The organism is Acinetobacter sp. MF4640, from assembly GCF_002018895.1.
GTDB classification, from domain to species: domain Bacteria; phylum Pseudomonadota; class Gammaproteobacteria; order Pseudomonadales; family Moraxellaceae; genus Acinetobacter; species Acinetobacter johnsonii.
In genome coordinates this window covers 35,554-50,679 of sequence record NZ_MVOM01000009.1, presented here as the reverse complement: position 1 = coordinate 50,679, position 15,126 = coordinate 35,554, and the positions used below count along the sequence as shown (strand labels likewise).

The following is a 15,126-nucleotide window of genomic DNA, read 5'->3' as shown; positions in this document are numbered from 1 at the left end:
GGTATTAACGTTATTATGACAGTTGAAATACTTGCATTTTATATAAGCTTATCTTTTTTCATGAAAATTAAAAAAGAAGCTCATTTGAGCTTCTTTTTTATACGGTTTAAGTTGCAACAAATTGTTTAAATTTTTTCCAGCAAAACCCCAGACTCGACATGGTGGGTATAGGGAAATTGGTCAAACAGCGCAAACTGTGAAATTTTATGGGTTTGGCTGAGTGTTTTTAAGTTGTCATGCAAGGTATCAGGATTACACGAAATATAGATAATCCGTTCAAAACGCTGAATCAATTTTAAGGTTTCACCATCAATGCCCGCACGCGGTGGGTCAACAAACACGGTATCGAACTCATAGCTGCTCATATCTATATTTGCTTCTTGTAAGCGACGGAATTCGCGTTCGCCGTTATAGGCTTGTGTGAAGTCTTCTGCTGATAAACGCGCGACTTGAATATTATCGATGTGGTTTTGTTCGATGTTCCACTGTGCGGCATACACCGAAGACTTAGCCAGTTCAGTGGCTAAGACACGGTTGAAACGGGTGGAAAGCGGTAGGGTAAAGTTACCATTGCCGCAGTAAAGTTCTAACAAATCTTTATTTGATTGCTGTGCAGCATTGCAGGCCCATTCGAGCATTTTTTGGCAGACTTGCGCATTGGGCTGTGTAAAGCTACTTTCAATTTGTTTGTATTGATATTTACGCTCAAAAACTTGCAGTTCTTCCACCACAAATTCATCGGTGAGTACCACTTTTTGACCACGGCTACGGCCAATCAACTTAATATTTAATTTTTCTGAAAGTTGTTTGGCTAAAACCTGCCATTGTTCATCGAGTGGGCAGCGGTAAATCAGGGAAACTAGCATTTCACCTTTTAAGGTCGCTAAGAAATGCACTTCAAATAGGCGTTTTGAGAGGAGATCATTGCTTTTCAATTCTGCCAATAAAACAGGCATGAGCTGATTAATACTGGCATCAGCGATTGGGAAGTCATCAATACGAATGACTTTTTTCTGATTGTCTTCATCGCGTTCAAACATGGCATAAAACATATCATCTTCGGTATGCCAAATACGGAATTCTGCACGCATGCGAAAGTTTTTTTCAGGAGATTGAAAAACTTCAAGCGAAGGTGGAGTGAATTCAGCAAATTGAGCTGTAATTCGTTCAATTTTGGCGTCAAGTTGTTGTTGATAAGAAGAAGTCATATGCAGTAAAAATCGCAAACATATAGAAAAAAGAGATGGTAACAAAGTTTGCTGAATTAGCCTAAAGATATTCAGCAAAAGCGTGGGGTTTATTCATGCTACAGATGGTTTGATACTTTGCTATATCGGAAATTTTTGAGTAGATTAAGTCAAACCGAGTCGCATAAAAAATGCCAAGTAAACAGACCAGGAGATGTTGACTTGGCAATAGAGGAAACATAGTAATAAACCTGCAGTCCCGATGAGGACTACAGGTTTAAATTGGGCTTAGTTCAAAGTCATGAGACTTGCATTACCACCAGCAGCTGCAGTGTTAACACTAATAGCGCGCTCAATCACAAAACGTTCTAAAGGAATGGCTGTTTGTGATGGGCTAAGATGAGTAATACCCACAATCGCACCTTGACGCTCAGCAATCTGCTGTTGCAACGCTAAAAGCTGCGCCGTTGTACCATGGTGCAATACCGCATCAAAAACATCAGTTTTGATGTCTTTGATAACATGGAAGGCTTGAGCCAATGCTTTAGGCATACTTGGCATGTGTTTTAACACAAAGCTGTTATCTGCAAGCACTGCTGGACGGCTACCAACTGCAAAAATCGCATTCAACTGTTGTAGTTGATCCGCTTCTTGTTCTGCTAATGACAACACTGCATGACGCGGAATCACCATGTATTGGTTGCTTTCACCAGTCGGACCTTGTAGCTCGTAATGATGGCCTGAACAGAAGTTCTCAATTTTTGCCAATTTCACTGCTGGGAAGGTTTTAGCTGCCCACTCAAGGAACAATGCAGAGTTGCTGAACTCAACCTGAGGGTTTAAATCAGCACCTGTAGCAAAAGGTTTATTCAACTTTTTCGCAGAACAGTTTTGCATTAGGCGATATAGATAAATTGGACCACCCGCTTTAGGGCCAGTGCCTGATAAACCTTCACCACCAAAAGGTTGTACACCGACAACTGCACCCACAATGTTGCGGTTGATGTAGAGGTTACCTACTTCAGCATGGGTCATTACAGTTTGAATGGTCTCATCAATACGGGTATGTAGACCCATCGTCAGGCCATAGCCTTTGCTGTTGATGTGCTCAAGTAACTGTTTGAGTGAACCTTGGTTAAAGCGAATCACGTGCAGCACAGGACCAAACACTTCGCGCTCTAAATCATTTAGATTTGGCAACTCTATTAGTGTTGGTGTAATGAACGTGCCTGCATTTATCTCAGTGTCTTGAGCATCATTAAGCATCAATTGGTGTACGCGATGACCTTTTTGGCGCATTTTGTCGATGTGCTTTTGAATGTTTTCTTGCGCTTCAGCATCAATGACTGGACCAATATCTGTTTTAAGTAGATATGGGTTGCCCACTTGAAGTTGCTGCATTGCGCCTTTAAGCATTTGAATTACTGCATCGGCATTATCTTCTTGTACACATAGTACGCGAAGGGCAGAACAACGTTGACCTGCGCTGTCATAAGCTGAGCTAACGACATCAAGTACAACTTGTTCAGTCAGTGCCGAAGAGTCAACGATCATGGCATTTTGACCGCCTGTTTCAGCAATCAGTGGAATGCTTTCACCATTTTTGCTTAAACGTTTCGCCACAGTTTTTTGCAAAATCTTAGCAACTTCAGTTGAACCTGTGAACATGATGCCTTGAACTTGCTCGGCTGCACTGAGTTGTGCACCCACAGTTTCACCACGACCCGGCATCAGCTGTACAGCAGCTTGAGGCACACCCGCTTGCCATAAGATTTGAATTGCTTGAGCTGCGATCAATGGCGTTTGTTCAGCTGGTTTAGCAATCACGGTATTACCCGCAACCAATGCAGCAGCAACCTGACCTGTGAAGATGGCCAATGGGAAGTTCCATGGGCTAATGCATAGCATCGTGCCTAAAGGCTCAACTTCTGCGTTTGCATCTAGATCAATCATTTGCGTTGCGTAGTAGCGTAAGAAATCTACAGCTTCACGAACTTCTGCAATGGCATTGGCATACGTTTTACCACTTTCACGACAAAGTAAAACCATCAGTTCTTCTAAGCGAGCTTCCATTAAGTCAGCAGCGCGAAGGAGGTAACTCGCACGGGTGTCTTTAGCCGTACGTGCCCAAATGTCTTGAACAGCCTGCGCATTGTTTAATGCTTGCTCAACTTGTTCAGTTGTTGCTTCTTGTACATAACCCACAACATCTGAGTGACGTGCTGGGTTGATAATGCTTTGCGGAGCAACGGCGTCATTGGTCTGAAAGTGCTCACCCATTGGTGCAGCAGACCATTGGTGCTTAGCAAACTGTTGAGCTGTTTGGTTCAGATGAATTAATGCAGAGTCATTTGCAAGATCTAAACCTTTAGAGTTTGCACGCAGTTGGCCATAAAGCTCAGCAGGAAGTGGAATCGAAAGGTGCTTTTGACCCACGATATTTTCACGTTTTGCACTGCTTAAGATGGTTTGAGTTGGATTTTCAATCAAATCATCAATCGCGAGTGACTTGTCTGCAATACGGTTTACAAAAGAGGTGTTTGCACCATTTTCAAGTAAACGACGTACAAGATAAGCCAATAGTGTTTCATGGTTACCGACAGGTGCATAAATACGGCAAGGTACACCTAGTTTTTTATCTAGTTTTTCGCCGACTACTTGTTCATACAGTGGCTCGCCCATGCCGTGTAAGCATTGGAACTCATACTGACCTACGTAGTATTTCTCTGGGTTGGCCATTTCATAAATAGTCGCCAAGGTTTGCGCATTGTGTGTTGCAAACTGTGGGTAGATTTGTTCTGGTGCAGCCAATAATTTCTTCGCACAAGCGATATACGACAAGTCTGTATGTACTTTACGGGTAAATACAGGGTAGTCAGTCATCCCTTCAATTTGTGCTTTCTTAATTTCGCTGTCCCAGTACGCGCCTTTCACTAAACGGATCATTAAGCGCTTTTCGCTACGTTTAGCCAAGTCTACGATGTAGTCTACCACGTAGAAACAACGTTTTTGATACGCTTGGATAACGAAACCAATGCCTTTCCAGTCTTTGAGTTCTGGTTCAAAGCATAGACGTTCAAGCATTTCTAAAGAAATTTCTAAACGCTCAGATTCTTCTGCATCAATATTTAAACCGATGTTATAGCCGCGTGCTAATTTAGCAAGCGTAAAGACTTTACCGTACAACTCTTCATGCATACGTGCAACTTGCGCACGTTGGTAGCGAGGGTGTAGAGCAGATAATTTAATTGAAATACCCGGACCGTCATAAACATCTTTGTCTTTTGACGCTTGACCAATGGCATGAATGGCATCGGTATAATCTTTCATATAACGATCAGCATCATGATCGGTCAGTGCTGCTTCACCCAACATGTCGTATGAATAACGGAAGCCTTTTTCTTCAAGACGTTCAGCGTGTTGTAATGCTTCACCAATGGTTTCGCCAGTCACAAACTGTTCGCCCATCATACGCATAGCTACATCAACTGCTTTACGGATGATGCCACGACCACTACGTGCCAATAAGCCTGTTAAAGTGCCTGATAAGCTATTTTGCTTTGGCGTTTCCATCAGTTTGCCAGTCAACATGAGGCCCCATGCAGCCGCATTGACAAACATCAGGTTACTTTGACCAACGTGTTCTTTCCAGTTGCCTTGGTTGATTTTGTCTTTAATCAATAGGTCACGTGTCGCCATGTCTGGAATACGAAGCAAAGCTTCAGCTAAACACATCAGCGCGATGCCTTCTTGAGAAGACAGTGCAAATTCTTGTAAGAGACCCTGTACAATACCTGCTTTACCGCTGCCGCTTTTACGTTCACGTAAAGTATGAGCCAAATCAAACGCAAGTTCATGAATGCGTTGATTCATCTCGTCAGAGATTTTGCTGTGGTCTAATAAGTTTTGAACACAGTCAGTTTCGGCACGTCGCCAAGCGGTATTGATTTCAACTTCAAGCTCACTTTTTTCTTTGAATTCGGTAATATATTCAAATTGAGTTTGAGCGTCGTTGAAATGCGTATTGCTTTCCATCATATTCATGCCTACATCCTGTGCATACAATAATGTGTTGAGAGATCTATAGTAATTAATTTATGATTACAGAAAGAATGCCGAATAACTCACTATAATTTGTATGCTATTTAGAGATTAATTCAGATGACGAGCCCAATTTTTAGTTTGGACCGAACAGATATCAAAATATTAGATATTCTTCAAAGAGATGGAAAAATATCGAATATTAAACTTGCCGAAGAAGTGAACTTGTCAGCGACGGCTGCTTTGGCTCGGGTGCAAAAATTAACTAAGGAAGGCTTTATTCTGAGTTATGAAGCACGCTTAAATCCAAACATGCTCAATGCCAGTTTTGTGGTTTTTGTGGAGATCCTTTTGGATAAAACCACGCCACATGTCTTGGAAGATTTTCGCCATGCCGTGCTACAGCATGATGAAATTGTGGAATGTCATATGACCAGTGGGGGCTTTGATTTTGTGGTGAAGATTCGCTGTGCCAGTATGGATGAGTTCCGAAAAATCTCAGGTCAAGTCTTGTGGCAACTGCCGGGTGTTAAAGAAACGCGCAGTTATCCAGTGATGGAAGTCATCAAAGAAAGCTCACGTATTCAACTCAAATACAAACCTTTGTCGAAATAATTGAGTACATGAGATGTAAAAAAAGGGGCTTAAAAGCCCCTTTTTTTGGTCTACACGTTCGATTAACGTTGTGTAGATTCTTCTTTCATTTCAGCCATCGCTTGTTTGTACATACTGTCTGCTTGTTCAAAGCGTTGTACTACTTCAGCTTCAGGGGCTTTACCCATTAAGCTTACCACTACAATGCTGATCCAAGAGAAGATGAAACCTGGAATAATTTCATATAGACCTAAGTGTCCTAATGCATTTTTCCACACAATCACGGTTACTGCACCAACAATAATACCTGCAATAGCACCATTCAAGGTCATGCGCTTCCAGAACAAAGACAAGATAATCAGTGGACCAAATGCCGCACCAAAACCTGCCCATGCATAAGCGACAAGGCCTAGAACTTTACTGTCAGGGTTGCTTGCTAAACAAATTGCAAGAACAGCAACAGCAATAACCATGAAGCGACCCACCCAAACCAATTCTTTTTGAGAAGCGGTTTTACGGATGAAGGCTTTGTACATGTCTTCTGTCAATGTTGTAGAACAAACCAATAGCTGACAGCTTAATGTACTCATCACCGCAGCTAAAATTGCAGCTAAAATGATACCCGCAATCCAAGGGTTGAATAAGAGTTTAGTCAGTTCCATGAACACAGTTTCAGGGTTTTGAGAAACCACAGCCGCCAGTTCAGGGTGTTGTTGGAAGTACGCGATGGCAATAAAACCAGCACCTACCGCACCACCTAGACATAAAATCATCCATGTCATACCAATGCGACGCGCAGCAGGAATCGTTTTCACAGAATCCGCAGCCATGAAGCGCACTAAAATGTGTGGCTGACCAAAATAGCCTAAGCCCCATGCCAATGATGACAGGATGGCAACAGTGCTGAGTTCAGAAACAATATGCATCGCTTGTGGGCGAGCCGTTTCAAGTAAGACTGTGAACTGTGCAGCATTACCATCAATCGCAAGGTAAGTCATGATTGGGGTAAGCAGCAGAGCAAAAATCATTAGACCTGCTTGGAAGGTGTCTGTCCAGCTAATTGCAAGGAAGCCGCCGATACACACATAACTGATGGTTGCAATTGCGCTAATCCAAAGTGCAGTGGTGTAGTTCCAACCAAAGATACTTTCAAATAGACGCGCGCCTGCGACCATGCCTGAAGCACAGTAAATCGCGAAGAATACTAAAATAACGACAGCTGAGATCATACGCAAGATACGTTTGCGATCTGCGAAACGACCTGTGAAATAATCAGGTAGGGTGAGGGCATTGTTTTGGACTTCAGTATGCACACGTAAACGTCCTGCAACCAATAACCAGTTGAGCCATGCACCAATGATTAGGCCTACGGCAATCCACGCTTCAGACAAACCAGACAAATAAATTGCACCCGGTAAGCCCATCAGTAACCAGCCACTCATGTCTGATGCACCTGCAGAAAGCGCAGTAACCACACTTCCTAAACTACGACCACCTAAGATGTAATCATCAAAGTTGTTTGTGGACTTGTATGCATACAAACCGATGCCAACCATGGCAATGATATAAACTAAAAATGTGACGAGGGTGGGGTTAATTTGACTCATAGGCATTCCTTGGCAAAATCCGACTTGGGAGATTTTTTAATCGCTTTGTTTGAGACGGCGATTCAAGCATAAAAATAAAATTACACTCTGTAACAGTTGTGATGTGTTTTTGTATGCTTTGTGTAATTATTAATTGTTTTTTAAAATTAAAGAATAAGTTGTTGAAAATATGTTATTTATTGGTCAATTATTATTCTTTTTTATAGGGTAAATGAGATTCTAAGCTTTTATTTCGTAAAATCAGCAAGCTAGTTATAATTTATGATTTTTTATTGCTTACGAAAAATTACATTACCTGCAGAGTAGGCGCATTTCCATATAAAATGTTTCATTTATGAAATGTATTTACAGTCATGAAATAGGTGAAAAAGACGAATATTTCACCATTAACCTAATTCTGTTAGGGCGTTTTTGCTTTGAGAGCATTGGAAAACTTTCAAATTTCTAATTAGAAAATAGGAATTCAATGGCATTTTCTGCTTGCTTTGGCACAAGTGAAAATAGAGTCGGTATAAATTAACTGCACATTTGGCAAAATCTCTCCTGAAATTGTGCAGACCATTGCGGTGGTATGTGATCAATTGAGCCAAACTATTGAAGGTTAGACATACGCTTTTCCCTATAGATGTCTATCAAGATAGAGCGGGCACCACAAATTAATATGAATAGCAACGAAGTGTTGACCAATTTTGCATTAAAGCATGTATTCCTTTCTTAGGGTAAATACGAGGTTATTCATCCAAATGACCTTGTCAATAAATCTCAATCGACCAATGATGTTTATCCAACGCCGCTGCGTTTAGCAATTTATTAATGGTATTGCAGCCTTAAATACCAAATATATTCAAGCCAATGAACACCTATGCTTGGATGTAGTCATGCGTAGTATTGGGGCAAGGGTTACTTACTCGGGAACCGTTAGGTCGCATTTTTTATTTGAAAATTTGGTTACTGAGGTGACGACGAAGGTTGTACCTTTAGCATAAGTTCGCTAAGACATTTATAACTATATATAGGTATAAAAGTAGTTAATGCGCTGCTTTTATACTTTTAAGCCAATCCGTGCTAACAAAAGGTAGCAGTTAGAAATACAATAAGCCTGAGTGAGGAACCATGATTAGATGTCTATGCTGAGTAAATTGAGCCAATTATTTAAATTAAAGAAAGATGCGCCAGAACAACTATTTTTGCAGCAGCATCAGATTGAATATGATGATGAAAAAGGCTTTATCATTGAAGGTATTGTACTAAATGCTATACATGCTGAACGTTTGGTCTATTTTTCAAATCGTAGAATTAGTCAGTTTGATGACCTCAATGCACTTTTTTATAGTGCTATGTTAATCAATGAAAAGATCGACTTGGAAATTGCCAATGAGCGATTTGTTGTACGTTTAGGCAATAATCTAGAAAACTTAATTGAGTTAAAGCGAATGATTAAGCTACTCAATGACTATTATTACCAGTTTATACGTGACAAAAAATAAGTCTTTTAAAAATCATAAATTTGAGTTGTAAAAAGGACTTAGCGCTAGATTGATGATGTTGTTGTCGTGAAAAATAACATGCAGCGTGAGGACATCATGCTAGTATATGACGCATGTTTTTAAACGCTAAAGCCATGTCCATGCTCCAAGAAGAAATCTCCCAACTGAATGTGCAACAACTAAAAGCAGGCGAAAAACGTTGGCTGGGAAATTTGCTCGGCTCTTCAGCTGCATTATTCATTCAAACGTTAAGTTCACAAAATAAAAAGCTCTTTGTGGTTGTGGCAAAAAATAATCAACACTTAGCACAACTCGAAAGTGAATTTGAATTTTACGGTATTCGACCGACCATTTTTCCAGACTGGGAAATTCTGCCTTATGACCGTTTATCTCCTCATCAGGATATTGTGTCTGAGCGTCTCGCAATTTTATCCAATATGCCGCAAACAGGCGTCTTACTGATTTCGGCTTCGACCTTGGCACAGCGTGTAGCGCCAACTTCGTGGGTGTTGGGAGAACACTTTGATATTCACATTGGTCAAAAGTTTGAATTGGAACAGCAAAAGAAGCGTTTGATTCAAGCAGGCTATCATTTGGTCGACACAGTATATGACCATGGTGAATTTGCGGTTCGGGGTAGCATTATGGATATCTATGCCTCAGGTCAAGCTGCACCAATTCGCATAGATTTGTTTGATGATGAAATTGAAACCCTTAAATTTTTTGACCCTGAAACGCAGCGCACTACGCAAAACTTAAAACAATTTTCAGTATTACCGGCTAAAGAGTTTCCGCTGAAAGAGGCACGCCGCATATTTCGTGATCGCTATGCAGAAATGTTTCCGACGGCAAATCCAAAGAAAAATCCAATTTATCAGGATGTGTTAGAAGGGATTGCATCACCAGGGATTGAGTTCTATTTCCCACTCTTTTTCAGTGCTGCGCAGATGGAAACCCAAAGTACACTGCTTTCGTACTTACCAAGTCATTCCATTGTCATTACAGATAAGCAGGTTGATGATGGTTTAGATATTTTTTGGAAAGAAATCGATCGCCGTTATGAAGACCGCCGCCATAATGTTGACCAGCCAATTTTAGCCCCTAACCATCTTTTTATTTCGACCAATCAAGTTTTAGAACAACTCAATACCTTTCCACGTATTATTGCTTCAGTCGAGGCTTTTGATCTAAAAGCGGGTGTGACCAATTTAAACACTGAACTTCCACCACGTTTAGCAGTCGATCCTAAAAATGAAAAGCCCTTTCACGCGGTTAAACAGTATATTGATGCTGCTAACCATCCAGTATTACTGGTTGCTGAAAGTGCGGGGCGTCGTGAAACTTTAAAAGATGCATTGCGCGCCACATTGGGAGAGATTCCTAATGTCGAGAATTTTGCTGAATTTCAAAAATCTTTACATGCCATTGCAATTACCAGTGCGCCATTGGAGCGTGGCTTGGTATTAAAAGACAGCATTAGCATCATTTCTGAAAATCAGTTGTATGAGCATCGTGTTGTACAGCGTCGTCGTAAACGCCAGCAAGAGGTTTCGGAAGAGTTTCTCATCAGAAGCTTGACTGAACTGAGTATGGGAGCGCCGGTGGTGCATATCGACTATGGTGTGGGGCGTTATGCGGGCTTAGTCACTTTAAGTATTGATGATCAAGACTATGAGTTCTTGCAGCTCGATTATGCCGATGCGGCCAAAGTTTATGTTCCTGTCACCAATTTACATTTGATCAGCCGTTATAGTGGCGGCGACCCAGACCTAGCACCCTTGCATAAACTGGGTACTGATGCTTGGAGCAAAGCAAAGCGTAAAGCGTTGGAGCAAATCCATGATGTAGCAGCGGAGTTATTGCATATCCAAGCCCGTCGCCAAGCCAAACCAGGTTTTGGTTTTGAGCTAGATCAAGGTCAATATATGCAGTTTGCTAGTGGCTTTGCCTATGAGGAAACACTCGATCAAGCCAATGCGATTGAGGCGACTTTGTATGATATGCAACTGGCTAAACCGATGGATCGCTTGGTCTGTGGCGATGTGGGTTTTGGCAAAACCGAAGTTGCGATGCGCGCAGCATTTTTAGCGGTACAGAACAATAAACAGGTAGCTGTTTTGGTGCCGACGACGTTGCTGGCTCAACAGCATTATGAGTCTTTTAAAGACCGTTTTGCAGACTGGCCTATTCGCATCGAAGTTTTATCACGTTTTGGCAGCAGTAAATCACATACCAAAACGATTGAAGACTTAGCTGAGGGCAAAGTTGATATTGTGATTGGTACGCATAAAATTCTACAAGAAAGTGTCCAGTTTAAAGACTTAGGCTTGATGATTGTGGATGAAGAACACCGCTTCGGTGTACGTGACAAAGAGCGGATTAAAGCAATGCGTGCAGATGTGGATATGTTGACTCTGACTGCAACTCCAATTCCACGGACTCTAAACATGGCCTTTAGTGGCATGCGTGATCTATCCATTATTGCTACACCACCTGCACGACGTTTAGCGGTAAAAACGTTTGTGCAAGAACATACGGGTGATTCAGTTAAAGAAGCCATCTTGCGTGAGTTACTGCGTGGTGGCCAAGTTTATTTCTTGCATAATGAGGTCGAAACCATTGAGCGTGCAGCGGAGAGTCTTCGAGAGTTGGTCCCTGAGGCACGTGTGGCTGTTGCACATGGTCAAATGCGTGAACGCGAGTTAGAACAAGTCATGCAGCAGTTCTACCATAAAGAATATAACGTGCTGGTCTGCTCAACCATTATTGAAACAGGGATTGATGTTCCGAATGCCAATACCATTTTAATTGAGCGGGCAGATAAGCTGGGTTTAGCGCAGTTGCATCAACTACGTGGGCGTGTAGGGCGCTCGCATCACCAAGCTTATGCCTATCTGTTGGTGCCATCCATCAAAGGATTAAAAGGTGATGCTGAAAAACGTCTGGATGCGATTCAGCGGGCATCGACATTAGGTGCGGGCTTTATGTTAGCGACGGAAGACTTAGAAATTCGCGGAGCGGGTGAGCTACTTGGCGAGCAACAAAGTGGTTCAATGCAAGCCATTGGCTATAGCTTATATATGGAGATGCTCGAAAAGGCGACCAAAGCCATTCAAAAGGGCAAAACCCCAAATTTCGATGCGCCACTCTCACTGACCGCAGAAATCAATTTACATATGCCGGCCTTGATTCCAGATGAATATCTGGGAGATGTCCATCAGCGTTTATTGTTCTATAAGCGTATTAGTAATACGGACAGTCAGGAAAAACTCGATAACATTCGTATGGAGTTGATTGACCGTTTTGGGATACCACCACAACCTGTAAAGCAGCTTTTTGCTGTACATCAGATGCGTTTGAAAGCAGAAACACTGGGCATTACCAAAGTGGATATTTCTGCCAATGGTGGTACGATTGAATTTTCACCAGATACTCCTGTTCAGGCAATTAGTATTATTCAGATGATGCAAAAACACCCGACCTTTTTTAGGATGGAAGGTGGTCAGCGCTTAAAGGTCATGGTCATACTAGAGGAATATGAAAAACGGATTCAATTTATCAATGACTTATTGGAAAGTTTGTTGAAAGAGTTGCATTAAAATTTAGTTTTAATTTGCTGTGATTTCATACAGATATCTGGTCTTTCTTGCGCACTTGCGCTATAAAAAGAAAGACTTGATTTTTTGATGAAATTTATTAAAGTAATAAATGTGATGTGGTTCAAAGTAAAACGTAGTTTATTTGTGTTGAAACACATTGCTTACAATATTCACCTCTGATTGGATGTGATAGTATTAGCCATTATTCTAATTTGCATCATTTATAAAGATATGTTTAGTTTGCATCCACAACTTGCTCAAGATACGTTTTTTGTAGGCGACTTTCCACTTTCAACATGTCGCTTAATGAATGATATGCAATTTCCGTGGTTAATTTTAATTCCACGCGTGCCAGGCATCACTGAGTTATATGAACTCAGTCAAGCCGACCAAGAACAGTTTTTACGTGAGTCAAGCTGGTTATCAAGCCAATTGGCTCGTGTATTCCGTGCTGACAAAATGAATGTTGCTGCTTTAGGTAATATGGTTCCGCAGCTCCATTTTCACCATGTTGTACGTTATCAAAACGACGTCGCATGGCCAAAACCAGTTTGGGGTACTCCCGCTGTTCCTTATAGCAATGAAGTGCTTGCGCATATGCGTCAAACTTTAATGCTTGCACTACGTGGCCAAGGTGATATGCCATTCGATTGGCGTATGGACTAATACACGTGAGAAATCAAATCAGGGATGATTTGATCGTGCGCATAATGGGGAACGAGCAGTGCCATTAGATCATTGGTTATCTAAAGAGCCCAAACAATTTGTGTATTTCCATCGTGCGATGGGATATGGCATGCTGTCTTTAATAACCATCGTCTATCATTATACGATGGCAGATACTCAATATCAGATTTACGTGCCGCTGCTGTTGCTCATTGTATTATTGATCACCCCCCCATTTTCAAGGTGGTTAGGTTATCGCTTCAATAATAAGATGCGACGCGGTGTAATGTTTGTTATTGATATTGTCATTACTGCGATCATTTTAGCCGCTGTACATCTCAGTATCGTACTCACATTTTTAACCATTTTTGCTATGCTTTACACGGCTATTAGCAATAAAATTTCTTTTTTGATGGTGTCTTTGGCCAGCCTGATTGGGGTGGTTGTCTTTTATATCTCAATTATCTTTGTCTTCGGTTTTGGTGAGTATTTCGAGGCTACCAGTACCGAACTGATCGTATTGGGTTTTTTGTGCCTCACCACTTATTTTGGCGTGGGTAGCTATTATCAGCGCAACCAAATGCAAGACATATACCGCCGCAAAAATCACTATTTCGATCAGATGAACCGTTATATGGAGTTTGCCAATCAGCTGAGTCGCTATGCACCAGTTCAGTTGTGGCAATCGATTATGAAGGGTGAGTCTGAAGCGAAAATTGAATACAAGCGTAAGAAACTGACAGTTTTCTTTTCAGATATTCAGGGTTTTACAGAGCTTTCTGAAAGCTTAATTCCGGATGATTTAGCATTCCTACTCAATGATTATTTAAAACACATGACCGAGATTGCGAAGCAATATGAAGGTACTGTGGATAAATTCATGGGGGATGCAATTTTAGTGTTCTTTGGTGACCCTAATTCTGAAGGTGTAGAGCGTGATGCTCAAAACTGTTTGGAAATGGCTATGGCGATGCGTCAGCAAATGAAAATCCTGCGCGAACGTTGGGTGAAAATGGGTTATCCACCATTGCATATTCGTATGGGAATTTCTACAGGGTATTGCCACGTAGGGAACTATGGCGCATCGCACCGTATGGCTTATACCATTGTTGGTCGTGATGCAAACCTTGCTGCACGCTTACAAAGTGCAGCGCAAGTGGATGAAATCTTAATTTCGGACGATACACATAATTTAGTAAAAAATGATTATCTTTGTGCACCGAAAGCGCCAATTTTCCTTAAGGGGATTAAAGGTGCTGTGAAGACGTGGCAAGTCGTTGAAAAATATACCTCGCAAAAATCAGACTATCAACGCTGGTTTGATTATGAATATAAAGGGTTTCATTTACTGCTGAACTTAGATGAAGTGCAAAATTTTGAATATCCGCAGTTAATTCAAGTCTTAGAAAAAATGATTCAACGCATTCAAACCCAACAGAAGATGACCAACTCGCAGGGTATCGTCAAACTTAATCTTGAAGATGAAGTAATAGAGCCTGTTCAAAAAAATGAATATCATTAAGTTGATAGGATGAGATACAAAGCGAGACTCGTAAAAAAGCCACTACAATGAGTGGCTTTTTTATGCTTTGAAAATTAGTGATTTTCAGACGCGTGGTTAATTGTGTATTTAGGAATTTCAACTTCTAAGTCTTCATCCACTAACTTCACTTGGCAAGACAAGCGAGAGTCAGGTTCTAAGCCCCAAGCACGATCTAGGAGGTCTGCTTCAACATCATTCATTTCTTCTAAGCTGTCGAAGCCTTTACGTACTACAACGTGACAGGTTGTACATGCAGCGGACATATCGCACGCATGTTCAATCTTGATCCCATTTTTCAGTAAGCTTTCACATAGATTCGCATTCTGTTCAACTTCAAACTCAGCACCTTCTGGGCAGATTTGCGCATGTGGGAGAACTTTAATACGTGGCATAGTCTTTACC

At 41.3% G+C, this 15,126-nt stretch carries 9 protein-coding genes; 5 read left to right on the top strand and 4 right to left on the bottom strand.

The window, feature by feature from the left end; translation table 11 throughout:
• Nucleotides 1-125: 125 nt before the first annotated feature.
• Nucleotides 126-1,208, bottom strand: coding sequence for a tRNA (uridine(54)-C5)-methyltransferase TrmA (gene trmA, locus MF4640_RS04655; protein ID WP_078388845.1), 1,083 nt, complete (start codon nt 1,206-1,208; stop codon nt 126-128).
• 267 nt (nt 1,209-1,475) lie between these two features.
• A complete protein-coding gene (gene putA, locus MF4640_RS04650) occupies nt 1,476-5,231 on the bottom strand; it encodes a trifunctional transcriptional regulator/proline dehydrogenase/L-glutamate gamma-semialdehyde dehydrogenase (RefSeq protein WP_078388844.1) in 3,756 nt (1,251 codons plus the stop codon).
• Nucleotides 5,232-5,348: 117 nt separating this feature from the next.
• On the opposite strand from putA, the gene MF4640_RS04645 reads away from it, so the two are divergent.
• Complete coding sequence (locus tag MF4640_RS04645) at nt 5,349-5,843, top strand: Lrp/AsnC ligand binding domain-containing protein (RefSeq protein ID WP_004696989.1); 495 nt, start codon at nt 5,349-5,351, stop codon at nt 5,841-5,843.
• Nucleotides 5,844-5,905: 62 nt separating this feature from the next.
• Here MF4640_RS04645 and putP read toward each other — a convergent pair whose 3' ends face one another.
• Nucleotides 5,906-7,429 carry a sodium/proline symporter PutP gene (gene putP / locus MF4640_RS04640; RefSeq protein ID WP_078388843.1) on the bottom strand — a complete coding sequence of 508 codons (1,524 nt, stop codon included), beginning with the start codon at nt 7,427-7,429 and terminating at the stop codon, nt 5,906-5,908.
• A gap of 1,121 nt (nt 7,430-8,550) precedes the next feature.
• On the opposite strand from putP, the gene MF4640_RS04635 reads away from it, so the two are divergent.
• The 4 genes from MF4640_RS04635 (at nt 8,551) to MF4640_RS04620 (ending at nt 14,703) form a co-directional block, all read left to right on the top strand.
• A complete protein-coding gene (locus tag MF4640_RS04635; RefSeq protein WP_078388842.1) occupies nt 8,551-8,916 on the top strand; it encodes a hypothetical protein in 366 nt (121 codons plus the stop codon).
• Between the two features lie 140 nt (nt 8,917-9,056).
• Nucleotides 9,057-12,515, top strand: coding sequence for a transcription-repair coupling factor (gene mfd / locus MF4640_RS04630; RefSeq protein ID WP_078388868.1), 3,459 nt, complete (start codon nt 9,057-9,059; stop codon nt 12,513-12,515).
• Between the two features lie 231 nt (nt 12,516-12,746).
• A complete protein-coding gene (locus MF4640_RS04625; protein WP_004696995.1) occupies nt 12,747-13,181 on the top strand; it encodes an HIT domain-containing protein in 435 nt (144 codons plus the stop codon).
• A gap of 58 nt (nt 13,182-13,239) precedes the next feature.
• On the top strand, nt 13,240-14,703 hold the full coding sequence (locus tag MF4640_RS04620) for an adenylate/guanylate cyclase domain-containing protein (protein ID WP_058869684.1): 1,464 nt from the start codon (nt 13,240-13,242) through the stop codon (nt 14,701-14,703).
• A 74-nt stretch (nt 14,704-14,777) separates the two neighbouring features.
• Here the strand turns inward: MF4640_RS04620 and fdx are convergent, their stop codons facing one another.
• Nucleotides 14,778-15,116, bottom strand: a complete 339-nt coding sequence (gene fdx / locus MF4640_RS04615; RefSeq protein ID WP_004697000.1) for an ISC system 2Fe-2S type ferredoxin — start codon at nt 15,114-15,116, stop codon at nt 14,778-14,780.
• Between the last annotated feature and the right edge of the window lie 10 nt (nt 15,117-15,126).

Bases quoted from the DNA above. Each gene is read 5' to 3' on its own strand.
- MF4640_RS04635 (WP_078388842.1), top strand. From the start codon at position 8,551: ATGTCTATGCTGAGTAAATTGAGCCAATTATTTAAATTAAAGAAAGAT.
- putA (WP_078388844.1), bottom strand. From the start codon at position 5,231: ATGAATATGATGGAAAGCAATACGCATTTCAACGACGCTCAAACTCAA.
- fdx (WP_004697000.1), bottom strand. From the start codon at position 15,116: ATGCCACGTATTAAAGTTCTCCCACATGCGCAAATCTGCCCAGAAGGT.
- putP (WP_078388843.1), bottom strand. From the start codon at position 7,429: ATGAGTCAAATTAACCCCACCCTCGTCACATTTTTAGTTTATATCATT.
- MF4640_RS04645 (WP_004696989.1), top strand. From the start codon at position 5,349: ATGACGAGCCCAATTTTTAGTTTGGACCGAACAGATATCAAAATATTA.
- mfd (WP_078388868.1), top strand. From the start codon at position 9,057: ATGCTCCAAGAAGAAATCTCCCAACTGAATGTGCAACAACTAAAAGCA.
- trmA (WP_078388845.1), bottom strand. From the start codon at position 1,208: ATGACTTCTTCTTATCAACAACAACTTGACGCCAAAATTGAACGAATT.
- MF4640_RS04625 (WP_004696995.1), top strand. From the start codon at position 12,747: ATGTTTAGTTTGCATCCACAACTTGCTCAAGATACGTTTTTTGTAGGC.